Origin of the sequence: Chryseobacterium geocarposphaerae (genome assembly GCF_002797535.1) — a bacterium.
GTDB classification, from domain to species: domain Bacteria; phylum Bacteroidota; class Bacteroidia; order Flavobacteriales; family Weeksellaceae; genus Chryseobacterium; species Chryseobacterium geocarposphaerae.
Genome location: NZ_PGFD01000001.1, coordinates 1,384,480 through 1,408,343, shown reverse-complemented (window position 1 = coordinate 1,408,343; position 23,864 = coordinate 1,384,480). Strand labels below are relative to the sequence as shown.

Genomic DNA, 23,864 nt, shown 5'->3' with positions numbered 1-23,864 from the left:
ATTTAAAATATTACCATTATAAGTTTTTAAATCTTGTCAGGCTAAAATGATATAAATACTATATTTTAGAAGTGTTATTAGTAGTTAGAAACTTATAGGTAAGTTCACTCAAAATAAAATTATTTTAAAAAAATTAAAAATAAATTGCAACATTTAAACTCAAATTGCGTCTTCTAAGTAGAAACAAATTACAAGACTTAATAATTATTGAAAACAGCGGCGGTAAATATCAGTGATAAGGAATTGTTGGAGCTTTGTGAGTCCGGGAACAATTCCGGGTATTCTGTGCTTTATCAACGTTATTCGAAAGCCGTTTTCAATTCTGCCTTTCGTCTTGTCAACGACAGGGAAGATGCTGAAGATATTCTTCAGGAGGTTTTTGTAAAGGCTTTTTCTGAAATAAAGTCCTTAAAAAATACGGATAGTTTTGGAGGTTGGATAAAGAAAATTGCCATTAATCATTCACTCACATTTCTTCGAAGAAAGAAAATCTATTTTACGGAGATTGAAGATGATAAAATCTATGATACGAAAGATGATGAGTTGGAAGAGAAACTGGCTTTGGAATTTCGTATTGAAGAACTTCAAAATGTTATTGCAGAACTTCCGTTGCCAACAAGAACCATTGTCAATCTTTTTTTGTTTGAAGATATGACGAAGGAAGAAATTGCTAGAGATCTGAACATTCCTGCAGGTACGGTAAGAAGTTATTATCATCGTGCTAAAAAGAAAATTTTTGAAAAACTGACCCAAAAATGCCAAAATGAAAGATCCGCTTAAGAAGTATATTCAAGATCATCGTGAGGAATTTGATACGTTCGATGTTCCAGATGAAATGTTTGAGAAAATCATGTTTAGGCTCAATGAAAATCCTGCTTCCAAGGGTAAAGTAATACAATTATTTTCCTGGAGAAAAATGTTTTTTGCTGCTTCTGTAGTAATTATTTTCAGCGTTGGATCTTATATTTTATGGAATAAAGAAAGAGATGAAAAAAAAATTATTGCAACCCAGGAAAAGGGCAAAAAGCAAGAGGAAAATTCAGTTGATATTTTAAAATCTGAAAAAACATTAAAAATTACAAAAATAGAGACCGATAAACAGGAAAATGAAAATAAAGTTTTTGTAAGCAACACTTCGTATTCATCAAAAAAAGTACGAAAAACGAAAACTTTAATTCAAAACAATCATGCCGAAAATGAAAATAATTTTAGGATAAGAGCACTAGAGCTACTTAATAATCAATATTCTGCAAGCTCCAGATTACAGGGAATAGCTTTGTTAAAGAATTTTCCGGCTTCAGATCAACAGCTTGTCAAAATTTTGTCTGAAAAAGCACTTTCGGACGAAAATACCAATGTAAGATTAGCAGCGGTAGAAACGTTGTCGGAGCATATTCAAAATCCTGAAATCAGTAGAAAAATTAAACAGATTTTTCTTCAGCAGGATGATGCGATGGTTCAGAAAGAATTGATTGCAATTTTGGCAGATCAAAGCTCATCGGAACTCAGTACAGAAGTGAATGCTAAACTAAAAGAACTCGCTTCAAATCCTACAACAGATGATTTCGTGAAAGATGAAGCCTATGCTGTATTAATGAAATATTAGAACTTTATATAATCCAATACATTATAATTTAACTTCATGAAAAAAGTATTTTTAATCATGTTTGCTTTGATGGCATTTTCTTTTCAGGCACAGGAAAACTTGCAGCAAACTAATTTTACTCAAGAAAATTCTAAAACCTATAAGATTAAGAAAAGCAAAGGCAAACTTCTTCTCAACCTTGGAAAAGTAACGGTGGAAGGTTATAAAGGAAATGAAATCGTATTTTCCGTTCAGATAGAAGATGATGAAGAAGACAAGCGTGCAGAAGGACTTCAGATCATTAACGCTTTAGGTCTTACGGATAATACAGGATTAGGGATTAATGTCAGTGAAAAAGATGGTATTCTGGAAGTTAATTCGTTAAAAAAAATGTCATTTCCTGATTTAAAAATTTTGGTTCCTGAAAATATCATTGTTTCATTTAAGCATCAATCACAATATGGTGGAGATGTTGTTTTTAAAAACATGCAGAATGAAATTGAAGTGGCAACAACTTACAACAATATTCAACTGGAAAATATTACTGGACCCGCAACAATAAAATCTATTTATGGGAAAATTGAAGCTGTCTTCAATCAGAATGTAAAAGGTCCGTTATCGATTATTTCTGTGTATGGACTTACCGATGTGACGCTGCCTAAATCAATAAAAGCTAATCTTAAAACAACAACCAAATATGGTGAAATCTATGTATCTCCGGATTTTAAAATTGATGTTGAGAAAAAAGAAGACTTACCCAATCTTGGAAGTGATTTGGCAGGAAAAATAAATGGTGGCGGAAACGATGTTGAAGTCCGTTCCGACTACAGTAAAATTTATTTAAGAGCAAAATAAGATGGTTGTCATTGATCTGTAATTAAAATGATTGGGATGCTTTTCGTACTTTAGTTACAATAACATCATTTATCCCAAAAAAGTAAGATGATCAATAAAAAGCAAAACGATAAAATGACTGTCATTAATGGCAGTCATTTTTCAAATCTGGAAGGTTTCTACGAAGAAATTGCTGAACTTTTTATGAAAGATGAGAATTGGAAAGTCGGAACTTTGGATGGCTTTAACGATATTCTTTATGGAATTGAAACAGATATTACCTGGGAAAATTCTCAAAAATCAAAAGAAGATCTTGGTTTTGAGGTAACTAAAGAATTTTACGAAGATAAAATCAGGCTGGGAAAGCCTTTCAATGTAAAATTAATTCAGCAAAAACTGGATGATTTGGTTGAAGGAAAAGGACAGACATTATTTGAAATTTTAATTGAAATGATGGAGTCGCACAAAAATATTAGACTAATTTTGGATTAGTTTTAATTGTGAAAAAATTAGATAAAAATGAAGAAAATGATGTACGGACTGTTCTTCGGTGACAGCATCACTTACGGAGAATATGATGGCGTTTTTGGAGGCTGGGTGGATATCTTGAAAAGATATGCTTTGCAAAAATATAATGAAGGCAGCAACGAGTTGATTCTCTTTAACCTTGGAATCGGTGGCGAAACAACCGAAGGTCTTTTAAAAAGAATGCCTCACGAAATGGTGGCAAGAAATGCTGCAGATGGAAATATCATTTTCATTGGTTATGGAGCAAATGATTTGGCCATAAAAGAAGGGAATTATATAGTAAACACGGAACAGTTTAAGACTAATATTTTAACAGCTATTCAACTGGCAAAACAATATACGCAAGATATTTATTTAGTGAGCATTCTTCCGATTTCGAAAAATATAGATGGAATAGAGGTTGCTTCAGGAAAATTGAGGTCGAATGATGAGGTTCTGATTTACAATCAAATCCTAAAGAATATTGCTGCTGAAAATTCATTACATTATATTGATTTCCATTCGGCTTTTTTAGATGATAAAGAAGTTTTACTTTCTGAAGACGGTGTTCATCCCAATGAGAAAGGCTATGGAATGATGGCTGAAATTGTAATCCCAATTATTGAAAACTATTTATAATGCCTCAATTATTTTCTTATGGAACCTTGCAGAAAGAGCAGGTTCAGATCGAAACTTTCGGAAGATTTTTAAATGGAGAAAAAGATATTCTTACAGGTTACAAAATTGAAATGCTCGAAATCACAGATCCTGAAGTTTTACGAAAAAGCAATCAGAAATATCATCCTATTTTAGTATTTTCCGGGAATACGGAAGATGAGGTAGAGGGCGTTTTATTTGAGGTTACAGATGAAGAAATTCTACAAGCCGATAAATATGAAGTGGATGATTATAAAAGGATAGAAACTGTTTTTAAATCAGGGAAATCAGGGTTTATATATGTTGGAAAATAATATTAATATACTTCCAATATACCAGAATTCCAACAACAACCGACAAGAGTGTCATTAAAACAACAGCTCCTGCAGAAATATCCTTGATAAAACCTATTCTTTGATCAAATTCGGGCTGTACGATATCACAGATTTTTTCGATGGCAGTGTTGAAAATTTCTGCAATTAAGACCCCGGAAGAAACAAGCAGAATAAAAATGGTATCAATTGTAGAAAGCTTTAAATAAAAAATTGAAAAGAGGTTGATGAAAAAAGCCAGGAGCTCAATCTGAAAATTTCTTTCACTTTTAACCATTAAAAAAACACCTCGGAAAGCATTAAAAAAACTTATATGAATGGATGGTTTTCGCATTGTTTTTTTACAAATATAGTATAAGTATTTTGAGATTGTTTGTTGAATCAATTATCTTTGAAAAAATAATGATAATGATGAAAAATTTATTGATCGGAATATTTACGTTAATCTCTTGTTCGGCTTTTTCTCAGGAATATAAACAAAAGTTTTCTCGCGAAGTTTGTGAATGTGTAAAGAATATTGACGCAACAAACAAGACAAAAAAAGAGATGAGTACGCAGTTTGGATTATGTGCATTTAAGCACGCAGCATCTTATAAAAATGAGCTTAAAAGAGATTTTGGAATTGATCTGGTTGCTGATATTAAAGATGAGAAAAAAATGGAGAACTTTGGGGTACAAGTGGGAATGATGATGGTGAGTGAGTGTCCTGATGTCTTTTCAAAAGTAATGGGTGATGATGAAAACGATAGCGAAGCAGAATCTTCTCAACTGCTGATTACAGGTACTGTTTCAAAAATTGAAAAAGATAATTTTGTAGTATTCCATGTTATAGGAGATAATAAAAACTTAACCAAATTATATTGGGTTTCAACAATTGAATCTAATCTTGATTTACCCAAAGAATATGGCAGCTTAGTGAATAAAAAAGTGAATATCAGCTACTATACAACGGAGATTTTTGATGCGAAAATTAACGATTACAAAAACTTAAATATAATTTCAAGTTTGAAAACAGATTAATGATGGTTGTTAATAACTCACATAATTATTCTTTTCTATCTGTTTTCTATTTATTATATTTGTAGAAACTTATTTTTAAATCTATGAAATTTATTATTTCAAGTGGTGAACTGCAGAAGGCGTTACAAACTGTAAGTGGTGTAATATCAAGCTCTCAATCGAGACCTATTTTAGAAAATTATCTTTTTGAATTAGACGGAACAAACGTTACCATTACAGCATCTGATGGCGAAACAACTCTTGTGACTTCTCTTGAAGTGAAGTCTGATGATACAGGAAAATTCGCTGTTCCTGCTAAGATTTTTCAAGATTTTATTAAGACTTACGGAGAGCAACCTCTTACGTTGGCTGTAAAAGATAATGCAGAAGGAACAGGAAGTCAGCTTGAGATTTTAGACGAAAAAGATAATTTCGCGGTGGCATTGGACAATGCGGATGATTATCCTGAATTGCCTGAATTTGATGCTTCTCAAAGTGTGACAATGCCGGCAGGGGTTTTGTCTGAAGCGCTTACCAATACACTTTTCGCGACAAGTAATGATTCTCTTCGTCCGGTAATGACGGGAGTATTGTTCCAGTTTGGAGAGAACGAAACGAATTTTGTTTCTACCGACTCTCACAGATTGGTTGTTTATAAAAGAACAGACCTGATGAATGCCGAACCAATGGAATTCATCATGCCTAAGAAACCGCTGAACATTTTCAAAAATATATTGGCAAGCTCTAATGATGATGTTACCATCGATTTCAACGAGAATATGGCTAAATTTACTTTTGGTAAGCATATCTGGATCTGTAGGCTGATCGATGGAAAATATCCGAACTATACAGCGGTAATTCCAAAAGAAAATCCGAATGTATTAACCATCAACAGAAACCTTTTATTAGGAGCCATCAAAAGAGCTTCTATCATGTCGAATAAATCTACCAATCAGGTAAGATTTAAGCTGTCTGCAAACATTCTTCATCTTCATGCAGAAGATACGGAATATGCAAACAAAGCGGATATGCAGATCCCTTGTGATTATAACGGGGAAGATATCAACATCGGATTTAGTTCTAAATTCTTAACGGAAATGTTGACAATTTTAGGGTCAGACGATATCACTATGAAAATGTCTCAACCCAACAGACCGGGAATCATAGAGCCACTTGATGGTCTTGAAGACAACGAAAACATTTTAATGTTATCAATGCCGGTAATCGGATTGTAATACTATTAAAGAAATATATAAAAAAAGAGATTGATTTTTTCAGTCTCTTTTTTTTAGTACTTTTTCAAAATATTGTACACTACTTTCTAGTCGTAAAAAACGACTGTTCTTCTAGACAATTTCATCGTTTGTCTATTACATTTGATATTGGTTTCATGATTGAGCAATTTTGTTTCGTAAAACAGACAGAAAATGAAACAGTATCTTATTATGGCACTCTTTGTCAGCATTTTTGCGCCTGCTCAAAAAATATGGACGCTTCAGGATTGTCTTGATTATGCTGTAGAAAATAATATCACTGTTAAGAAAACAGTATTAGATAAAACTACGGCTCAGCTTAATTATCAACAACAGAAAAACAATAAATTGCCGACTATTTATGGTTCCTCTTCAGTAGGACTTACCAATGGATCGAGTATAGACCCTATTACCAGTAGTTTTGTAAATCAGAATATTCTTTCCAACAGCTTTGGGATTTCTGCCAACGCAGTTTTGTATCAGGGGAATAAATTAAACCTTCAGATTGAGCAAAATAAAATGATTGCAGATCAGTCAGAACTGTATCAGAAACAGGCTGAGAATAATATTGTTCTGAATGTTCTGAATGCTTATTTACAGGCTTTATATTACTATGAAGGAATAGAAATTGCTAAAACAACGGCAAACTCTTCAGCACAGGAATTAAAATTTACGCAGACAAAATATAAAAACGGAGCCATTTCAAAACTTGAATTGGCGGATGTCGAAACCCAGGATGCACAGAACCAATATACTGTAGTGAGTAGCCAGAACCTTTATGATCAGCAGGTTTTAAAACTCAAACAGCTTTTGGAATTAGATCCGGGTGTTAACTTTCAGATTGAAAAGGTAAACTTAAATGATTTAATGGATGAAATTCCGGATAAACAACAGGTATACACACTGGCAACGGAAAATCTTCCGGATCTTAAGATCTATGATTTTCAAAATGAAATCCTTACCAAAAGTTTAGAAATCACAAAAACAGGCTATTTGCCAACACTTTCCGCAACAGCAGGCTTGAATACCGGATTTACCAGTACACAGGATTACAGCTATTTTAATCAGGTTAAAAACAACTTCAATAAATCTGTAGGGCTGTCTCTGAACATTCCAATCTTCTCTAAAAAGCAGAATGATACGAACGTACAATTAGCAAAAATCAATATAGAGCAGAATAACCTGGATAAAATCAGCGCAGGGAAAACATTGTATTCTAATATTGAAACAGCCTGGCAAAATGCGGTGGCGAATCAGGCTCAACAGAAATCTTCAAAAGTGGCAAGAGATAATGCAAAGCTTGCTTACGATTTGGCCAATAAGAAATTTGAATTTGGGGGTCTTACGACAACAGAGCTTGCAGTAAGCAGAAATACCTATCTGACGAATGAACAGACTTATCTTCAGTCAAAATATATGGCAGTTCTATACACTCAGCTTCTGAATTTTTACCAGGGTAAAACATTGACTACAAACTAAAAATAATAACGGAACAAAATATAGGCTATGAATCCGAAATATAAAAAATACTTTAAAAACTCAATTATTACGCTTGTTGCAGTTATAGCAGTCTTCTTTATCTACCAATATTTCACTCAGAAAAAAGATGCTAAGATTTCTATACAGATTGTGAAATTGAGTAAGCAAAATATCACTACTTCTGTTACGGCAACGGGAACAGTAGAGCCGGTAGATCAGGTGGAAGTTGGAACGCAGGTTTCAGGGATCATCAATCATATTTATGTAGATTACAATTCTCAGGTAAAAAAAGGACAGCTATTGGCAGAGCTGGACAAAACCAATCTTCAGGAATCTGTTAATAATGCACTGGCTCAGTATGAAGCCGCCTTGAATGAGCTTAATTATTATCAGCAGAATTATAACCGTCAAAATAATATGTTCAGATCGGGAGTGATCAGCAAAGCAGACTATGAACAGGCCGCTTATCAGGTGAAAAACTCTCAGCAGACCGTAAGCCAAAGAAAAACAACATTGGCACAGGCAAGAGCGAATTTAAGTTATGCGAATATTTATGCACCGATAGACGGGATTATCCTAAGCCGTGAAGTGGAAGAAGGACAAACGGTTGCAGCAAGCATGACGACCCCTACGCTTTTCTCTATTGCAAAAGATATTACCAAAATGCAGGTTGAAGCCAATGTAGATGAAGCGGATATAGGCGAAGTAAAAGTGGGGCAGCGAGTGAGTTTTACGGTGGATGCCTATCCTCAGGAAGAATTTAATGGAAAAGTACGTCAGGTGAGATTGGCTGCAACTACAGAATCTAATGTGGTGACGTATACGGTAATTATTGATGCAGATAATTCTGAACAAAAATTAAAACCAGGGCTTACCGCAACGGTGACTATTTTCACACAGGAATTGAAGAATATCAATACAGTTCCGGCAGCAGCGATTAGTTTCAGCCCAGACAAAGAAGTCTTACAAAACTACTATTTACAAAATCAATTGACAGGTAAAGTTCCTGAAACGAAAACAGGGAAAAATAAAGAAAAATATATCTGGATCATCAATAAAGATAAAAGTCTTTCTCAAAAACAGATTACTGTAGGAATTAATGACGGAATCAATGTTCAGGTTAATAATGGATTGACGGGTGATGAACAAATTGTAACAGCTTTGGATGAACAGCAGGAAGCTGTAGCGAAATCCGGATCAGAAAGCAGCCCTTTTATGCCGAAAAGACCAAACAGTAACAATAAAAAATCAGGTTCAAGTCAAGGTCCACCTCTGGGAAACTAAAAATCAGGAGAATTAAATTAAAATTTTGGTCAAGAATAAAGAAACTTAAGCCTTTTGGATTTGACCTTATAATCTAAAATAAAAGTAGAATGAAACCCATTATCCATATAGAAAATTTGAAACGTGAGTTCAGAATGGGCGATGAAATTGTTCACGCGTTGAAAGGAATTAATCTTACCATAAATGAAGGTGAATTTGTAACCATCATGGGAACCAGTGGTTCTGGTAAATCTACCTTTCTGAATATTTTAGGATGCTTAGATCAGCCAACCTCAGGAACGTATGAATTGGATGGTGTTTTGGTAAAAGAACTTAATAAAAATCAACTGGCAGATATAAGAAATAAAAAAATCGGATTTATATTTCAATCCTACAACTTATTGGCAAGAACAAGTGCGCTGGAAAATGTAGAGCTGCCACTATTGTATAACTCTAAAGTTTCAGCAGAAGAAAGAAGAGAGCGTGCTGTAAAGGCATTGAAACAGGTACGGTTGGAAAGTAGAATTCATCATGTTCCCAGCCAACTTTCCGGAGGACAGCAGCAGAGGGTCGCTATTGCAAGAGCGTTAGTAAATCAACCCGTCATTTTATTGGCAGATGAAGCAACTGGAAATTTAGATACCAGAACTTCTTATGAGGTCATGAATCTTTTCCAGGAATTAAATGATCAGGGAATTACTATAGGATTTGTAACCCATGAAGATGACATTGCAAAATTCAGTAAAAGAACGGTGGTGCTAAAAGATGGAAAGATTACTGAAGACCGACAGGTAACTCAAAGATTGTATGCTTCGGAAGAGTTGGCAAAACTCCCACCAGCAGAATAGCCAGAGAATTTTTTGTTCTAATATATATTTAGTTTGGTGTGTTTTAATGAAGGCGGATTACATGCAGTAATGTTTGCAGGCCTGCAATGAAGACAGGTTGAAAAGAAAAAATGACGGAGAAATGAAGAAGAAGGTCTGCAAATGTTTTTAATTAAAAAAAAGAAAAAAATGAACTTTTTAAACTTACTTAAAATAGCCTGGAAAGCAATTTTGCTTAATAAAACCAGAGCAATGCTTACCATGCTCGGAATTATCATCGGAGTAGCATCTGTTATTGCGATGTTGGCAATAGGAGAAGGATCGAAAGAGAGCATCAAAAAAAATATTTCCAGTATGGGAGCCAATCTGATTACAGTACGTCCCGGAGCAGGCATGATGGGGGGAGTACGTTCAGATCCATCAGCAATGCAAACCCTTACTTTGGCAGATTACAATGCTTTAAAAAAACAGGTGAAATTGATTAAAAACATTTCGCCACTGGTAAATGGAAGCGGACAAAGTATTGCAGGTTCCAATAACTGGCCGACTTCAATTTACGGTGTATCTCCGGAATATCTGAAAATTCGTGATTGGGGAGTGGAAGAGGGCTCCATGTTTACAGAAGATGATGTGGAAGCTTATGGGAAAGTTGCTGTAATCGGGAAAACAGTTCAGGAAAATCTTTTCCCTAATGAAAATCCTATCGGAAAAATGATCCGTTTTAAAAATATTCCGTTTAAAGTAATCGGGGTTTTAAAAGAAAAAGGAGAGAATACTTTTGGGCAGGATCAGGATGATATCATTATTGCACCTTATACGGCGGTTCAGAAAAGAATTTTGGCGCAAACCTATTTGCAGTCTATTGTAGCATCCTCTTTAAACGAAGAAAATTCTGAAGCGGCAGTGAATGAAATCAAAGCCGTAATGGAAAATCAACACAAGATAAAACCTGAGGAAGACAATGATTTCAATGTTTCTTCCCAGCAGGAACTTATCTCGACATTTAGCTCTACCAGTGAAATGTTGACCGTGCTTTTAGTGGCTATTGCAAGTATTTCCTTAATTGTAGGCGGAATCGGGATTATGAATATTATGTATGTTTCTGTAAAAGAAAGAACCAAAGAAATTGGATTGAGAATGGCGATAGGAGCAAAAGGAAATGATATTTTGATGCAGTTTCTCATAGAATCGGTGCTGATTAGTATCACAGGAGGAGTTTTAGGAGTAATAATCGGGTTGGTCGCTACGTTTTGTGTAAAACAGTTTGCAGGCTGGCCGGTAAGTATTACGATGGTTTCCATTGTTATTTCTTTTGCAGTCTGTAACATTACAGGAGTCTTTTTCGGATGGTATCCTGCAAGAAAAGCAGCTCAGGCGGATCCTATCAATGCGCTGAGATATGAATAAAGCAAAAATTTAATTTTAAAATTGTAGGGAAAATGCTGGGAAAAATTTTAAATTCACTAATCCAAAGATTTCATAAATCTTCAATTTTCAACGGATTGAATAAATTTAAGTTTTAATCGAGAAAAAATCATCTTATTAAAAAACATTTGTTTTTAAAGAATTAATGCAGTTTCGCAACATACATATAAACTCAAGCAACAATAAACAATGATTACCTTAAAAAATAAAAAACTGGAAGTCAGCATTCATCTATTGATCTGGCTGGTTCTGTTCTTCCTTCCTGCTGCTTTTTCATTGGGCTCAGATGGAAACTGGCTGGAACTTTTCAAACATTTTTGGCTGCAGTTGATGTTTTTAGCAATCATTTTTTATATCAATTATTTCGTATTGATTAATTGGTTGTATACCGATAAAAAACTTTATTTCATATTCACGAACATTATACTCATCATTGCATTAATCATTTTAAAGCAGCAGATTTTTTCATTAATAGAAACGCCAAGACCAAAAGGGGGAGGAGGAAGACGTCCGCCGGAAGGCTTTATCTATTTTATGGATTTTATGATCTATATGATTCCTGTAGCTTTTGCAATCGCCATCAATTCCGGGCAGAAAATGAAACAGGCAGAAGAAATTAAACGGGAAGCAGATAATATTAAATTGAAATCAGAATTACAGCATTTAAAATATCAGTTACAGCCGCATTTCTTCTTTAATGCTTTAAACAATATCTATTCACTGATTGATTTTGCACCGGAAAAAGCAAAGCACAGTATTCACAGTTTAAGCAAGCTGATGCGGCATCTTCTGAACAAAACAGATGTAGAAAAAATAAGATTGGTTGATGAAATCGACTTTTTGAACAAGTATATAGAGTTGATGACACTCAGACTGAATGATAATACCAAGGTTTTTACAAGCTTTCCGAAGATGATTCCGAATCTTGAAATAGCTCCTTTGCTTTTCATTTCAGTAGTGGAAAATGCTTTTAAACATGGGGTTTCGGCGACACAACATTCAGATATTAGTTTTAAAATGGAAATTGTGGAGGATGAAATTCATTTTACCGCTTCCAACTCTAATTTTCCAAAAACTGAAAGAGATAAAAGCGGATCGGGGATTGGGGTTGAAAATCTCAAAAAAAGATTGAGTTTGCTGTACCCCGGAAAACATGAATTCCATTCCCATCTCAATAACGGAATGTATATTGCAGAAATGAAACTGAAAACAAAATAAAATGAGAAAACTTACCTGTTTAATTGCTGATGATGAACCTATGGCTTTAAATCTTATAGAGAGTTATGTTTTGAAAACCCCTTTTTTGGAGCTCAAAGCAAAATGCAACAGTGCAATAGAAGCAATGCAGGTGTGTGAAGAAGAAAAAGAGATTGATCTTTTCTTTCTGGATATTCAGATGCCTGATCTTTCAGGGTTGGAATTCTCGAAACTGCTTCCTGCAACAAGCAAAGTGATCTTTACAACTGCCTTCGATCAATATGCAATTGACGGCTATAAAGTGAGTGCCTTAGACTATCTTTTAAAACCATTTGATTATAATGAGTTTCTGAATGCCGCTCAAAAAGCAAGAACTTATTTTGAAGCAGTTCCAGAGTCTACACCGCAAAAAACAGAGAAGAAACAAAGTTTCATTTTTGTAAAATCAGAATACCGACAGGTTAAAATTGAATTCTCAGAAGTTCTTTACATTGAAGGATTGAAAGATTACGTAAAAATATATCTTAAAGATAATCCTAAACCTATTTTAACATTGATGAGCCTGAAAAAACTTGAAGAAGAATTACCTTCCGAAGACTTTATGAGGGTTCACAGATCATATATCATTGCTTTAAATAAAATAGAAGCCATTGAAAGAAACCATATTGTTATCGGAAATCAGCAGATTGTCATTGCTCCCAATTATAAGAAAACATTAATGGATTATATTGAAGGGAAAAGTCTATAAAAAATATCTCAACTTTCAATTGGTAAAATAGGTCGTTTCGTGAGAAATAAAAAGTGAAGTATTTATCTTAAAGTTACTTCTAAATTTCTCTATCTCTCAAAAAAACACGACATTTGTACTCGCAAAAATTCATTTAAAAATTTTCAAAATAGAGCAATGAAGATATCAAATAACTGGCTGAAAGACTATATTAAAACGGAGATCAAACCTGAAAGAATAGGAGAGTTCCTTACCGATATAGGCCTTGAAGTTGAAGGAATTGAAAAATTTGAAAGTGTAAAAGGCAACTTGGAAGGGATTGTAGTTGGTAAGGTTTTAACTTGCGAAAAACATCCTAATGCAGACAAACTGAAGAAAACTACCGTAGAAGTAGGAAACGGAAAAGTGTTGAACATTGTTTGTGGGGCTCCGAATGTAGAAGCCGGGCAAACAGTTCCTGTAGCAGTTGTCGGAACCAAAATCTATGATAAAACCGGAAACTTTTTTGAAATAAAAGAAGCAAAAATCAGAGGAGAGGTTTCTCAGGGAATGATTTGTGCAGAAGATGAATTGGGACTGAGCGAAGATCATGGAGGAATCATGGTATTAGATCCGGAAAAATATGAAGTAGGAAAAAATTTCGCTGATTATTTCGAACTGACCAACGATGAGGTTTTTGAAATTGGTTTAACTCCAAACAGAACCGATGCCATGTCTCATTACGGCGTTGCAAGAGATTTATATGCTTTCCTTTCTACCAATCAGTTGAAATCTACTTTTGAAAAAGTTTCTTCAGTAGTGTTGAATAACGAAGGCACTCACGATTTCCAACTGGAAGTTGAAGATGCGGAATTGTGCCCAAGATATATCGGAGCAGTAATTGAAGATGTAAAAGTTGCAGACTCTCCGGCTTGGTTAAAAGACAGATTAAAAGCCATCGGATTGAGCCCGATTAATAACGTTGTAGACATTACCAATTATATCCTTCACGGGTATGGTCAACCACTTCACGCTTTTGATGCAGATAAAATTGCAGACAAAAAAGTAAAAGTGGGAACGGTAAAAGAAGGAACAAAATTCACAACTTTAGATGGTGTTGAAAGAACTTTGAATGGTTCTGAAATCATCATTAAAGACGGAAAAGACAACCCAATGTGTATTGCCGGAGTTTTTGGCGGTGCTCATTCAGGAGTGTCTACAGAAACAAAAACAATTTTCCTGGAAAGTGCTTACTTCAATCCTGTTGCAGTAAGAAAAGGAGCTAAATTCCACGGACTGAATACGGATGCTTCTTTCAGATTTGAAAGAGGAGTAGATCCGAATCTTACGAGAACTGCCATTACTCACGCGATTAAATTAATTTCGGAATTAGCAGAAGGGAAGCTTGTAGGAGAATTGTTGGAGGAATATCCAAAGAAAATAGAAGACAGCTATGTGATCATCAGATTCTCTAAAATTGAGCAGATTTTAGGAACAAAAATTCACAGAGAAAAAGTAAAGGAAATTTTAAAATCTTTGGAAATCCAGGTTTTAAATGAAATTCAGAACGGTCTTGAGATTTCAGTTCCTGCTTACAGAGCAGATGTAACGAGAGAAATCGACGTGATTGAAGAGATTTTGAGAATCTATGGATACAACAAAATTGATGCTCCGCAAAAGATTTCATTTACTCCTGTAAAGCTGAGCGCAAACGATCAGGATGAATTGGAGAACAACTGGGCAAGAACTTTACAAAGCTTAGGTTTCAATGAGGTAATGAACAATTCATTAACTTCTGTAAAAGATGAAACGGATGCAGTGAAGCTATTGAATCCTTTGAGTGGTGATTTGGCGTTCATGAGAAAATCTTTATTGGAAGGTCTTCTTCAGAATGCAATCTACAATATCAACAGAAAAAATCAGAACATCAAGTTTTTTGAGTTCGGAAAAATCTATCATAAAAAAGATAAATATACTGAGAGAAAGCAGTTGGCTATTTTAGTTTCAGGAAGAGAAGTTGCTGAAAACTGGTTACAGCCAAAATCTGCAACGAGTTTTTATAATTTAAAAGCTTATGTAAAAGTTCTTTTAGAAAGATTAGCAATTGATTATAAAGAAGTTGCTTTATCAGACGATAGATTCTCTGATGCTTTAGCATATGAAGTGGATGGAAAAGTTTTAGTAAGAATCGGAAAAGTTTCTGCTCAGCAACTGAAAGATTTTGACATCGATCAGGAATGTTTCTATGCAGAAGTTGAATTGGAATTTGCTCAGGAATTGCGTTCTAAAAATGAATTGAAATTCAAGGATATTCCTAAATTTAACAAGATCAGAAGAGACTTAGCATTATTGATTGATAAGAGCGTGAACTACGAAGATCTGTATGAAACTGCTAAAAAGAATAAGTCTCCTTACATTAAAAACATTAATTTATTTGATGTATACGAAGGGAAAAACCTTCCGGAAGGTAAGAAATCTTACGCAATGAGCTTTGAGCTTTTAAATGAAGAAAAAACATTAGAAGAAAAAGAGATTGCAGCAGTAATGGAATCTTTGATTAAATCTTTTCAGAAAGAATTCAATGCTGAATTGAGAGGATAATTTTTAAATAATTATAGAATATATTATGAAACGGACTTTTTAAAGTCCGTTTCTGTTTTTAGATGCTTCGACAAGCTTAGAATAACATCTATTTCTTAATACTAACTTTTCCTTTAAAAATAATTGTAGTTGTGTCATGCTGAGCGAAGCGAAGCATCTTTTTCTGGGAAAATAATTGTGAATTATCCTGAAAATTCGAAACAGAAAACAATCGTTAAAAAAACAATAAAATTTTCCGATCACTTTTTAAATAATATAATTTCCGTAAATTTGGATTAAATCAAAAGAGAAAAATGAAAAACCTTTTTTTAAGCATATGCACAGCAGCAGTTTTGGTATCATGCGGAACAGTGGCTTCTTCATCAAAAGTGGGAAAAGCGCAGCCTTCGATTGCCAATACAAAATGGACTTTAGCAGATAATGTAAAAGGGCAGATTCCGACCCTGAATGTAGAAGGAGCGAAGATCAGCGGAAATTCAGGATGCAACAGGTATTTTGGTGCCGTTACGATGGAAACAGCTTCAGGAAAATTCGCGGCTTCACAGGTGGGATCTACCAAAATGGCGTGTGACAATATGAGCGTAGAAAAGAATTTCCTGGATATGGTGCAAAAAGCAAACAGATATGTTGTTTCCGGGAGTACATTAGAATTGTATCAGGACAATCTTTTGTTGCTTAAATTCAACAAAGCGGAATAAAAAGCAAAGAATATATAAAAATAAAAGGAACTCGATCGAGTTCCTTTTTATGTTTTAATAGGATTATGTATTAATCTTCCTCTTCTTCATCGTACTTAGCCAACTCTTCATCACACCACTTGAAAGCAGCTTCTACTACTTTAGTAGCCTCATCTGCCATCGTTTCTTCATCATCACCCTCTAGATCGTCTAGCCACTCAACTTCTTCTTCCTCAACGTTTAAGATAAATCTTGGATATTCTGTATGAACTACGAAAAGATCTTCCGGAAATTCTGAATTATCTGCTAATAAAAACTTTGGTAATTTCATTTTTCTAATGTTTTAACTTTAAATCAAAGATAACAAAATTATTGGTATTTGTTCTTGTCGATTTTAATTTTTTGAGAAACTTTATAGTAGGTTAAGGTTGTCTTTTTTAAGGTGTCAGAAGCTTTAAAGGTTACTGCTAAATTAGAATTTACCGTGCTTACAAGTTCTGCAACCTGCATTTTATCAAGATCTTCCATAGATTTTAAATAAAATCGTAAAGGAACCTTATCCAGCTTTTCAGACTGTAAAAAATGAACTACTTCTTTCCTGTTTTCAAGATAATTTCCTTTGGAAAGCCATGTGAAAAGAATTCCGGACATAATACTTAAAATTCCGACAGCATAGACTTTAACATCAAAAAGCAGAAATAACTTTCTAAAGTAAACCAGCCATAGCGGAAAACTGAACGGAGCAAGTATTCTATAGCCAATGGCATCTACAGGATAAAAATATTGAATGAAAAATGAACATATAATTCCGAAAACTCCGGTAAAAACAAAGAAGAACTCTGAATTTGTAAGCTTATATCTTGTAAATAAGAAGATCATGATAAGAATATTCAAAACTCCTAACCCGTAAATTCCATAATTAATTATTCCGCCTCCCGGATCAGACATATGGATGAACGGATTGAAAGTGGTAGCAAGACCTTCAAATAATTCCTTTAAAAGTTTAGAAGTAGGGTACAATCCTATTTCCAAAGATTGTTTTACGTAATCTTCATTAAAATAATCAATAAATAAAAGCTTATACAGAATGATATAGACTCCTGAAATAATTCCGGAAATTAAAAATGAACGGCCATAACTACGTTTGATGAACAACAGTCCGTAAAGACCTACAGCTCCCATGATAAACAATGAGCTATATCTGATGTTATAAAGAAGAATTAAGCTTAAAGAAAGATAAACAACAGCTTTCCATCCTTTAAGATTTTCTTTGATAATTTTATCAGCTATAAACAGGAAAAGAAAAACAAAAGGCAGAATACAGCCTTCACTTAAAGTAGCTGCAAAAATGGAAACAAAGCTGAAAAGAGCAACTAGAACAGTAGCTTCTCTGGAATAAAAATTCTTTTTCCAGGAGAAAAAAACAATAAAAAGCATGGCCGCAATTCCTACGATTTTACTAGCCCAAAATTCATCCGTGCCTAAAAACGTAAAAATCTTAATGCTCAAAGGATATCCTAAAGGCGTAATGGTATTATCGATCTCCGGAAGTACATGAGCAAATTTAAGATACCGGATAGAGTCGGGACTTACTCTGCCATTTTCATTGAGCAAAAAACGTAAAATAGTCACCATTGCCGTAATGATGACCAATAATATCTGAATATATTTTTCTTTAAATTTTATCAAGGTTGCAGTTATTAGATAGATTACAGCTTTTAATAAGCCAAATGTATAACTTAAAACTTACAACTCATAACTTAAAAGTTTATTTTGAGAACATTTTTGCCACTTTTTCAGCCTTTTTGCTTTCAGAATAGTCATAGAACCCTTCTCCTGATTTTACTCCAAGCTTTCCGGCCATTACCATATTTACCAATAGTGGGTTAGGAGCATACTTAGGATTTTTGAATCCGTCGTACATTACGTTTAAGATCGCTAAACAAACATCAAGACCAATAAAGTCTGCCAACTGAAGCGGCCCCATCGGATGAGCCATTCCTAATTTCATTACCGTATCAATTTCTTCAACTCCCGCAACACCATTATAAAGCGTTTCGATAGATTCGTTGATCATCGGCATCAGAATTCTATTGGCTACGAATCCTGGGTAATCGTTCACTTCCACAGGAACTTTTCCTAATGTTTTGCTCATTTCATAAATGGCATCAAACGTTTCCTTAGAAGTAGAATATCCTTTGATGATTTCAACCAGTTTCATGATAGGAACCGGATTCATAAAGTGCATTCCGATTACTTTATCTGCTCTTTTTGTGGCCGCAGCGATTTTAGTAATGGAAATAGAGGAAGTATTAGTAGCCAGAATACAGTTTTCAGTAGCAAATTCATCCATTTGTCCGAAAATTTTCAGTTTCAATTCCTGGTTTTCAGTAGCCGCTTCCACGATAAGATCTGCAGATCCTACAGCATCCTGAAGCGCTGTGAAAGTGGTGATATTTCCTAAAGTTTCAGCTTTTTGTTCTTCTGTAAGGTTTCCCTTTGCAATTATTCTGTCAAGATTGGTAGTAATGGTTTTTAACCCTCTGTCTAAAGCTTCCTGAGATACATCTACCAAATTCACTTTAAACCCGCTTTGTGCAAAAGTATGTGCAATACCATTCCCCATGGTTCCAGCTCCGATAACTACAATGTTTTTGATCATTTTAATTTTTCTTTTTTATAGATAGTTAAATTATTTAATTGGTTTAATTTTTCTTTACTTAAAGATTGAGTCGGCGTGAAAAATACAGATCCGTCACTACTGAGGTTTCTTTTATTATTCTGCGAGGTTACCGTTTCTTCAAGGCCTTTTATGAATTGTTTTCTTTGGGATTTTGAAAGCGCATCAATTCCGATAAAAAGCTTGAACTCACCTTCTCTTCCAAGCCCTGATTGTCTGTAGACTTCAATGGGTTTTCTTTTGTTTTTGCTTTGAAAAGTTTCAATATAGGTCATTACAGGGATTGTGGATGGAGTTCCGCAACACACGCTGTTATAATCCAGATAAAGATACGTTTTACTCTTCTGCGCAAAGAAAAATGTGCAGGTGAAAATTCCTAATATTAAAAATGTTTTTTTCATTTTGTCGGTTTTAAAATTAAGCTTTAAATTTTACTTATTAAAATAATCCCAGACAGTCTTTGAAATATCCGAAATCATTTTGCAGTTGACAGCATCCGTTTCCATTGAATTACTGACAAATACAGCTATTGCATAATGCTTGCCATTTGGTAAAGTAATGATCGCAATTTCATTTTCGGCCCCTGTTAAACCTTCTTTATTTTTTCCTGAAGCTCCCGTTTTTCTCGCTACAGGAGTGTTTTTAGGAAGCTGTTCGATTAATTTGTTGAGTCCTGTTGAGGTAGATAACATAACTTTCATCAAATAATCTGTCGATTTTTTCGATAATAGTTTTCCGTCGTAAAATTTTTTCAATACATCTGTTGCAGAATTCATGGTGCTGTAATTTTCATACTGAACATTCCAGTCTTTATGCATAGCTTCTTCATTGTACTTAATCTGAAAGCCTTTTACCCCTTTAGAATCCATAAACTTCTGAACAGTTTGAGTGCCTCCCAATAGCCTCAACAGAATATCACATCCATTGTTGTCACTTTTTGCAACGGTCATCTCAAGAACTTCGCTCAGTGGAACTTCTACACCTCCGTTAGGATATTTGTCGCGAAGAGGTGACCATGTATTTTCCAGTAAATTAGATTTATCCAATACTATTTTTTGATCTAAAGAAAGCTTTCCTTTATCTACAAAATCTAAAACTGCTGCTGCAATATGAAATTTGAACACACTTTGCATGGGCAGCTTTTTGTCTGCGTTTTTATTGTATTTAAAACCATTTTCAAAACCCAGCACGGAAACACCTACTGTCGCTTTTTTATCTTTGATAATGGAATTGATTTTTTGATCCAAAACGGATTGCTGAGCGAACATAAACGCTGAAATCAGAAGGAAAAGCAGACTTATCTTTTTCATATAATAGAGATTAAAAAATCCTTCTTAATTTCTAAGAAGGATTGTATTCAAATATAATAAATTAATTTACATCGAGCGTCCGAAAGCAGCAAACATCATCCATAAAATCATAAGAATATAAATTCCGATCATTACAATGGTTAGAATTCCTATAAACTTGTAATGCGATTTAATGTACTCGAAGGAAGAGGTTAGGCTTGATTGATTATTTGTACGTATCGCATTCTTCATATTAGAAGCAAACTTATACAAGTAATTAATTGGCACGAAATAAAATCCTGCAACAATAAAGTAAAAAATACTTACAAAGGCACCACCACCCAAAGGCGCAAAACTTGCCGATGTACTCGTTGATGCACCTATTACCAATACAAATAAAGCTACAATTACCATAAGCCCGATGCCGATAAACCCTAGAATAGATAAAAAAGTAGCCCATTTTGCGGTTTCCGCAAGAAACTCTCTTGAAATTCTGTCGATTCTTAACTCCTCAAATTGTTCGAAAGGAGAATTTGTTTCCATCATAATTATTTAATTTTTCGGCAAAATAATTAAAATTATTTTAACTCTGCCCTATAAATCTTAAATTTATTTTACTTCAAAAGATTTCAGGTTTACTCCGTCATTTTCGAAATAGATTCTGATTTTATTTTCTCCTTTTTTAAGGTTGATTCCTTTCACAGAAACTATTTTCCAGATTTCATTTCCTCCGGTTGAATTTAATGAAACGGCAGCCAACTGCTTTCCGGAAGCATCTTCAATCCTGATTTTTGCAGTAGTATTGCTTGCATAATTGATGTCGAAAGTATAAGTTCTGCTGTCTTTTGCATTAATGGTATATTGCAGCCATTCTCCATTTTCTGTTTTTCCGACATAATATTGGTTGTCATTTGTTTTGTAAATATCAACTCCGTCGTTTCGCAACTGATTTCCCGAGTTCCATTCAGACCTTTTTGAAGCATCACTTACCCAAAGATTGATGAAATCTTTATCTAAGTAAGCAGCGCCCATTCTTCCCAAATCATAATCTGTAGCCAGGATTTTTCCCGGAGCCTGAAGATTTTTAAAAGGTTTTGTAGAGCTGTCTTTAGTCTGTCTGAACATGGCATCAATTACATCATTTTTAATCTCAACATTATTGAATTTATAATTATCTGCAATCTGCATTAAAGTTTTTTGGGCAAACTCTTTTGACGGTTTTTCACCTCCGTTTTTCCAATAGTCTAATAATTTCTGATATTCCGGGGTGATTTTCACATTGGTGATTCCTGCAATATTATCGATCTTTTTCATCGGCCAGAATGCATACCCAATATTATGCTTGTCTAAAAGCTGGATAAGTTCCGTAAACCATACGTTCGAGTTTTCCCCTGTTTCTCCCAACCAGATTGGAATGTTATGCTTTTCTCTTAAATCTAAAGCAAATTTTAACGTTGCATCGTCATTGTAATTCCAGTATTTATGAAAACTGAATGCCATATTGTTATCCCAAAGCGGAGTTAAGCCATTGTAGTTATTTCCCCAACCGTTTCCTTCGATAATGATGATGTGTTTTTTATCAACCGTACGGATGGCTTCTGTAATTTCTTTTTGGAGTTTCCAAAGGGGGGCATTAGACATTTCGTCTGTTCCGTTGGGGTTTTTTCCTGTGAAATTAATATTCGGTTCATTAATTAAATCATAGCCTCCGATCCACGGTTCATCTTTATATCGTTCCGCCAGTTTTTTCCAGAGAGCAATTGTTTTTTTCTGGTTTTCTTCGCTGTCCCAAAGTGAAGGTTTAGTTTTATCATTGTCGGAAATATTAACGTCATTTCCTTGTCCTCCGGGTGCAGTATGAAGATCCAAAATCAGGTACATTTTGTTGGCTGCACACCATTTTAGAAGATCGTCGGTCATTTTAAAACCCTCTTCCAACCAGGTATTTTGTCCTTTTTTAGGTTCTTTTTCAATAGGCAAAGTATACAGGTTATAATGCATAGGAAGTCGGATTGAGTTAAATCCGGCCTTCTTCAGAAAATCAATATCCTGTTTTGTGATCCCGTTTTTCAGGTAAGCAGCATAGAATTCATTCATTCCGTCTTCACCGATCAGCTCAGCTATTTTTTGTTTGATCTTGTATTGAGGGCCTGCAAAATCTGCAGTTTTCAGCATATAGCCTTCCTGCAGCATCCATCCTCCCAAACCGAGGCCTCTTAATTGAACATTTTCTCCTTTGTCGTTTACAATTTTCTGACCATTGGTCTTTAAAAGTTGTGATGTCCCAAATTGAGACAATAAAAAAGCGGATAGAAGGATGGCTCTTTTCATAGTAGTTTTAATTATTTAAATATTAGGGATTGTTTTAAGAATTAGAGTTTCTACAATGACAAATATATTTAAAAATTGTTGAATAAAAACTAAAACTCAAAGGACTTTGATAAAAAAATAGAGAAATTTTAAGATCCCTTAATTACTTAATTTTCTTAATGGTTTAAATATTTATGTAAAATTATTTTGAAGCTAATTCAAAAAAAAACGGGCTTTAGCCCGTTTGCATATGATATAAAAATTAATAAAATTTAAAAATTATGAAATCAGCTTCATAATCTCCAAAGCCACTTTCAACGCTTCTGTTCCGTCTTCAAGAGAAACTTCCACATTTTTATCTTCCATGATAGCATCTGCGAAAGAATTGAGCTCATCTAGGATTGCATTATTAGGCTGGATATTCGGATATTCAAATAAGATCTGATTCTTTTCTCCATCAGCGTTTTCAATAATCATATCGAATGGAGTAGGGTTTTCGGGGGCATCTTTCATTCGGATAACTTCTGCCTTCTTTTCTAAGAAATCAACAGAAATATAAGCGTCTTTCTGGAAGAAACGGCTTTTTCTCATCGCTTTCATAGAAATTCTTGAAGTCGTAAGGTTAGCAACACATCCGTTTTCAAATTCTATTCTTGCATTGGCGATATCCGGAGTTTTGCTTACCACACAAACACCGCTTGCATGAATGTTTTTAACCTTGGATTTTACAATACTTAATAGGATATCCAGATCATGAATCATTAGATCCAGTACTACAGAAACATCTGTTCCACGAGGGTTGAATTCTGCCAGTCTGTGGATTTCTATGAACATCGGATGTTGAATGTAATCTTTAGCTCCGATAAAAGCCGGATTATATCTTTCAACGTGCCCAACCTGAGCTTTGATTCCATTTTCACGACATTTATAAAGAATTTCTTCAGCCTGCTGCAATGTCTGGGTTACCGGTTTTTCGATGAAGAAGTGAAGTTTCTTTTCAATGGCTTTTAATGCATAATCGTAATGATAAATAGTGGGCGTTACAATATCCAGCATTTCGATTTTTTCAAGCAATTCATCAAAATTTTCAAAATATTTGTATCCGAATTCGGCTTCTAATTTTTTTCCGTTTTCTACATCCTTATCATGAAATCCTACAAATTCATACTTATCAGACTGATTCAGAAGACGTAAATGTATTTTTCCTAAATGTCCGGCACCTACCAAACCTGCTTTTAACATA

The 23,864-nt window shown here is 34.4% G+C and carries 25 protein-coding genes; 16 read left to right on the top strand and 9 right to left on the bottom strand.

Going from position 1 to position 23,864, the window contains the following annotated elements:
• Positions 1-207 precede the first annotated feature (207 nt).
• From CLV73_RS06240 to CLV73_RS06215, 6 genes are all read left to right on the top strand, one after another.
• On the top strand, positions 208-780 hold the full coding sequence (locus CLV73_RS06240) for an RNA polymerase sigma factor (RefSeq protein ID WP_100375987.1): 573 nt from the start codon (positions 208-210) through the stop codon (positions 778-780).
• Positions 764-1,606, top strand: a complete 843-nt coding sequence (locus tag CLV73_RS06235; RefSeq protein ID WP_100375986.1) for a HEAT repeat domain-containing protein — start codon at positions 764-766, stop codon at positions 1,604-1,606. The genes CLV73_RS06240 and CLV73_RS06235 overlap by 17 nt, the downstream gene beginning before the upstream one ends.
• Before the next feature lie 36 nt (positions 1,607-1,642).
• Positions 1,643-2,440, top strand: coding sequence for a DUF4097 family beta strand repeat-containing protein (locus tag CLV73_RS06230; RefSeq protein ID WP_100375985.1), 798 nt, complete (start codon positions 1,643-1,645; stop codon positions 2,438-2,440).
• An 87-nt stretch (positions 2,441-2,527) separates the two neighbouring features.
• Positions 2,528-2,911, top strand: coding sequence for a ribonuclease inhibitor (locus tag CLV73_RS06225; protein WP_100375984.1), 384 nt, complete (start codon positions 2,528-2,530; stop codon positions 2,909-2,911).
• A 36-nt stretch (positions 2,912-2,947) separates the two neighbouring features.
• The gene (locus tag CLV73_RS06220) at positions 2,948-3,565 is read left to right on the top strand and encodes an SGNH/GDSL hydrolase family protein (protein ID WP_169925739.1); all 618 of its coding nucleotides are present in this window, start codon (positions 2,948-2,950) and stop codon (positions 3,563-3,565) included.
• Positions 3,565-3,897: a gamma-glutamylcyclotransferase family protein gene (locus CLV73_RS06215; RefSeq protein WP_100375982.1), complete on the top strand. Its 333-nt coding sequence runs from the start codon at positions 3,565-3,567 to the stop codon at positions 3,895-3,897. Before CLV73_RS06220 ends, CLV73_RS06215 begins: the two co-directional genes overlap by 1 nt.
• Here CLV73_RS06215 and CLV73_RS06210 read toward each other — a convergent pair.
• Positions 3,878-4,249, bottom strand: coding sequence for a diacylglycerol kinase family protein (locus CLV73_RS06210; protein WP_100375981.1), 372 nt, complete (start codon positions 4,247-4,249; stop codon positions 3,878-3,880). The genes CLV73_RS06215 and CLV73_RS06210 overlap by 20 nt on opposite strands.
• 74 nt (positions 4,250-4,323) lie before the next feature.
• Here CLV73_RS06210 and CLV73_RS06205 point away from each other — a divergent pair, with 74 nt between their 5' ends.
• The 10 genes from CLV73_RS06205 to CLV73_RS06160 all read left to right on the top strand — a co-directional run bounded on the left by CLV73_RS06205 (position 4,324) and on the right by CLV73_RS06160 (position 16,363).
• Complete coding sequence (locus CLV73_RS06205) at positions 4,324-4,935, top strand: hypothetical protein (RefSeq protein ID WP_157798734.1); 612 nt, start codon at positions 4,324-4,326, stop codon at positions 4,933-4,935.
• Positions 4,936-5,018: 83 nt separating this feature from the next.
• The gene (dnaN, locus tag CLV73_RS06200) at positions 5,019-6,149 is read left to right on the top strand and encodes a DNA polymerase III subunit beta (protein WP_100375979.1); all 1,131 of its coding nucleotides are present in this window, start codon (positions 5,019-5,021) and stop codon (positions 6,147-6,149) included.
• A gap of 192 nt (positions 6,150-6,341) precedes the next feature.
• On the top strand, positions 6,342-7,646 hold the full coding sequence (locus CLV73_RS06195) for a TolC family protein (protein WP_100375978.1): 1,305 nt from the start codon (positions 6,342-6,344) through the stop codon (positions 7,644-7,646).
• Positions 7,647-7,673: 27 nt separating this feature from the next.
• The gene (locus tag CLV73_RS06190) at positions 7,674-8,930 is read left to right on the top strand and encodes an efflux RND transporter periplasmic adaptor subunit (protein WP_100375977.1); all 1,257 of its coding nucleotides are present in this window, start codon (positions 7,674-7,676) and stop codon (positions 8,928-8,930) included.
• Positions 8,931-9,019: 89 nt separating this feature from the next.
• Positions 9,020-9,757, top strand: coding sequence for an ABC transporter ATP-binding protein (locus CLV73_RS06185; protein WP_100375976.1), 738 nt, complete (start codon positions 9,020-9,022; stop codon positions 9,755-9,757).
• A 168-nt stretch (positions 9,758-9,925) separates the two neighbouring features.
• The gene (locus CLV73_RS06180; protein WP_100377004.1) at positions 9,926-11,143 is read left to right on the top strand and encodes an ABC transporter permease; all 1,218 of its coding nucleotides are present in this window, start codon (positions 9,926-9,928) and stop codon (positions 11,141-11,143) included.
• Between the two features lie 207 nt (positions 11,144-11,350).
• Positions 11,351-12,379, top strand: coding sequence for a sensor histidine kinase (locus CLV73_RS06175; protein WP_100375975.1), 1,029 nt, complete (start codon positions 11,351-11,353; stop codon positions 12,377-12,379).
• A gap of 1 nt (position 12,380) precedes the next feature.
• Positions 12,381-13,106 (top strand): LytR/AlgR family response regulator transcription factor, encoded by a 726-nt coding sequence (locus CLV73_RS06170; RefSeq protein WP_100375974.1) that lies wholly within the window; start codon positions 12,381-12,383, stop codon positions 13,104-13,106.
• A gap of 156 nt (positions 13,107-13,262) precedes the next feature.
• Complete coding sequence (pheT, locus tag CLV73_RS06165; RefSeq protein ID WP_100375973.1) at positions 13,263-15,665, top strand: phenylalanine--tRNA ligase subunit beta; 2,403 nt, start codon at positions 13,263-13,265, stop codon at positions 15,663-15,665.
• A gap of 293 nt (positions 15,666-15,958) precedes the next feature.
• On the top strand, positions 15,959-16,363 hold the full coding sequence (locus CLV73_RS06160; RefSeq protein WP_100375972.1) for an META domain-containing protein: 405 nt from the start codon (positions 15,959-15,961) through the stop codon (positions 16,361-16,363).
• A gap of 70 nt (positions 16,364-16,433) precedes the next feature.
• Here the strand turns inward: CLV73_RS06160 and CLV73_RS06155 are convergent, their stop codons facing one another.
• The 8 genes from CLV73_RS06155 to CLV73_RS06120 form a co-directional block, all read right to left on the bottom strand.
• Positions 16,434-16,673, bottom strand: a complete 240-nt coding sequence (locus tag CLV73_RS06155; protein ID WP_002977986.1) for a hypothetical protein — start codon at positions 16,671-16,673, stop codon at positions 16,434-16,436.
• Positions 16,674-16,711: 38 nt separating this feature from the next.
• Positions 16,712-18,031, bottom strand: a complete 1,320-nt coding sequence (locus CLV73_RS06150; protein ID WP_157798733.1) for a hypothetical protein — start codon at positions 18,029-18,031, stop codon at positions 16,712-16,714.
• Positions 18,032-18,110: 79 nt separating this feature from the next.
• Positions 18,111-19,001 (bottom strand): 3-hydroxybutyryl-CoA dehydrogenase, encoded by an 891-nt coding sequence (locus CLV73_RS06145; protein ID WP_185116772.1) that lies wholly within the window; start codon positions 18,999-19,001, stop codon positions 18,111-18,113.
• The gene (locus CLV73_RS06140) at positions 19,001-19,423 is read right to left on the bottom strand and encodes a hypothetical protein (protein WP_100375969.1); all 423 of its coding nucleotides are present in this window, start codon (positions 19,421-19,423) and stop codon (positions 19,001-19,003) included. The genes CLV73_RS06145 and CLV73_RS06140 overlap by 1 nt, the downstream gene beginning before the upstream one ends.
• 30 nt (positions 19,424-19,453) lie before the next feature.
• Positions 19,454-20,332 carry a CGA/CIA family class A beta-lactamase gene (bla-A, locus tag CLV73_RS06135; RefSeq protein ID WP_100375968.1) on the bottom strand — a complete coding sequence of 293 codons (879 nt, stop codon included), beginning with the start codon at positions 20,330-20,332 and terminating at the stop codon, positions 19,454-19,456.
• Between the two features lie 66 nt (positions 20,333-20,398).
• The gene (locus CLV73_RS06130) at positions 20,399-20,857 is read right to left on the bottom strand and encodes a DUF5362 family protein (protein WP_100375967.1); all 459 of its coding nucleotides are present in this window, start codon (positions 20,855-20,857) and stop codon (positions 20,399-20,401) included.
• Positions 20,858-20,920: 63 nt separating this feature from the next.
• Positions 20,921-22,642 carry a cellulase family glycosylhydrolase gene (locus CLV73_RS06125; RefSeq protein WP_100375966.1) on the bottom strand — a complete coding sequence of 574 codons (1,722 nt, stop codon included), beginning with the start codon at positions 22,640-22,642 and terminating at the stop codon, positions 20,921-20,923.
• A gap of 258 nt (positions 22,643-22,900) precedes the next feature.
• The gene (locus CLV73_RS06120; protein WP_100375965.1) at positions 22,901-23,863 is read right to left on the bottom strand and encodes a Gfo/Idh/MocA family protein; all 963 of its coding nucleotides are present in this window, start codon (positions 23,861-23,863) and stop codon (positions 22,901-22,903) included.
• Between the last annotated feature and the right edge of the window lies 1 nt (position 23,864).

Coding starts and splice junctions, on each gene's coding strand:
- CLV73_RS06235 (WP_100375986.1), top strand. CDS start 764: ATGAAAGATCCGCTTAAGAAGTATATTCAAGATCATCGTGAGGAATTT.
- CLV73_RS06230 (WP_100375985.1), top strand. CDS start 1,643: ATGAAAAAAGTATTTTTAATCATGTTTGCTTTGATGGCATTTTCTTTT.
- CLV73_RS06225 (WP_100375984.1), top strand. CDS start 2,528: ATGATCAATAAAAAGCAAAACGATAAAATGACTGTCATTAATGGCAGT.
- CLV73_RS06220 (WP_169925739.1), top strand. CDS start 2,948: ATGATGTACGGACTGTTCTTCGGTGACAGCATCACTTACGGAGAATAT.
- CLV73_RS06215 (WP_100375982.1), top strand. CDS start 3,565: ATGCCTCAATTATTTTCTTATGGAACCTTGCAGAAAGAGCAGGTTCAG.
- CLV73_RS06210 (WP_100375981.1), bottom strand. CDS start 4,249: ATGCGAAAACCATCCATTCATATAAGTTTTTTTAATGCTTTCCGAGGT.
- CLV73_RS06205 (WP_157798734.1), top strand. CDS start 4,324: ATGATGAAAAATTTATTGATCGGAATATTTACGTTAATCTCTTGTTCG.
- dnaN (WP_100375979.1), top strand. CDS start 5,019: ATGAAATTTATTATTTCAAGTGGTGAACTGCAGAAGGCGTTACAAACT.
- CLV73_RS06195 (WP_100375978.1), top strand. CDS start 6,342: ATGAAACAGTATCTTATTATGGCACTCTTTGTCAGCATTTTTGCGCCT.
- CLV73_RS06190 (WP_100375977.1), top strand. CDS start 7,674: ATGAATCCGAAATATAAAAAATACTTTAAAAACTCAATTATTACGCTT.
- CLV73_RS06185 (WP_100375976.1), top strand. CDS start 9,020: ATGAAACCCATTATCCATATAGAAAATTTGAAACGTGAGTTCAGAATG.
- CLV73_RS06180 (WP_100377004.1), top strand. CDS start 9,926: ATGAACTTTTTAAACTTACTTAAAATAGCCTGGAAAGCAATTTTGCTT.
- CLV73_RS06175 (WP_100375975.1), top strand. CDS start 11,351: ATGATTACCTTAAAAAATAAAAAACTGGAAGTCAGCATTCATCTATTG.
- CLV73_RS06170 (WP_100375974.1), top strand. CDS start 12,381: ATGAGAAAACTTACCTGTTTAATTGCTGATGATGAACCTATGGCTTTA.
- pheT (WP_100375973.1), top strand. CDS start 13,263: ATGAAGATATCAAATAACTGGCTGAAAGACTATATTAAAACGGAGATC.
- CLV73_RS06160 (WP_100375972.1), top strand. CDS start 15,959: ATGAAAAACCTTTTTTTAAGCATATGCACAGCAGCAGTTTTGGTATCA.
- CLV73_RS06155 (WP_002977986.1), bottom strand. CDS start 16,673: ATGAAATTACCAAAGTTTTTATTAGCAGATAATTCAGAATTTCCGGAA.
- CLV73_RS06140 (WP_100375969.1), bottom strand. CDS start 19,423: ATGAAAAAAACATTTTTAATATTAGGAATTTTCACCTGCACATTTTTC.
- bla-A (WP_100375968.1), bottom strand. CDS start 20,332: ATGAAAAAGATAAGTCTGCTTTTCCTTCTGATTTCAGCGTTTATGTTC.
- CLV73_RS06130 (WP_100375967.1), bottom strand. CDS start 20,857: ATGATGGAAACAAATTCTCCTTTCGAACAATTTGAGGAGTTAAGAATC.
- CLV73_RS06125 (WP_100375966.1), bottom strand. CDS start 22,642: ATGAAAAGAGCCATCCTTCTATCCGCTTTTTTATTGTCTCAATTTGGG.
- CLV73_RS06120 (WP_100375965.1), bottom strand. CDS start 23,863: ATGTTAAAAGCAGGTTTGGTAGGTGCCGGACATTTAGGAAAAATACAT.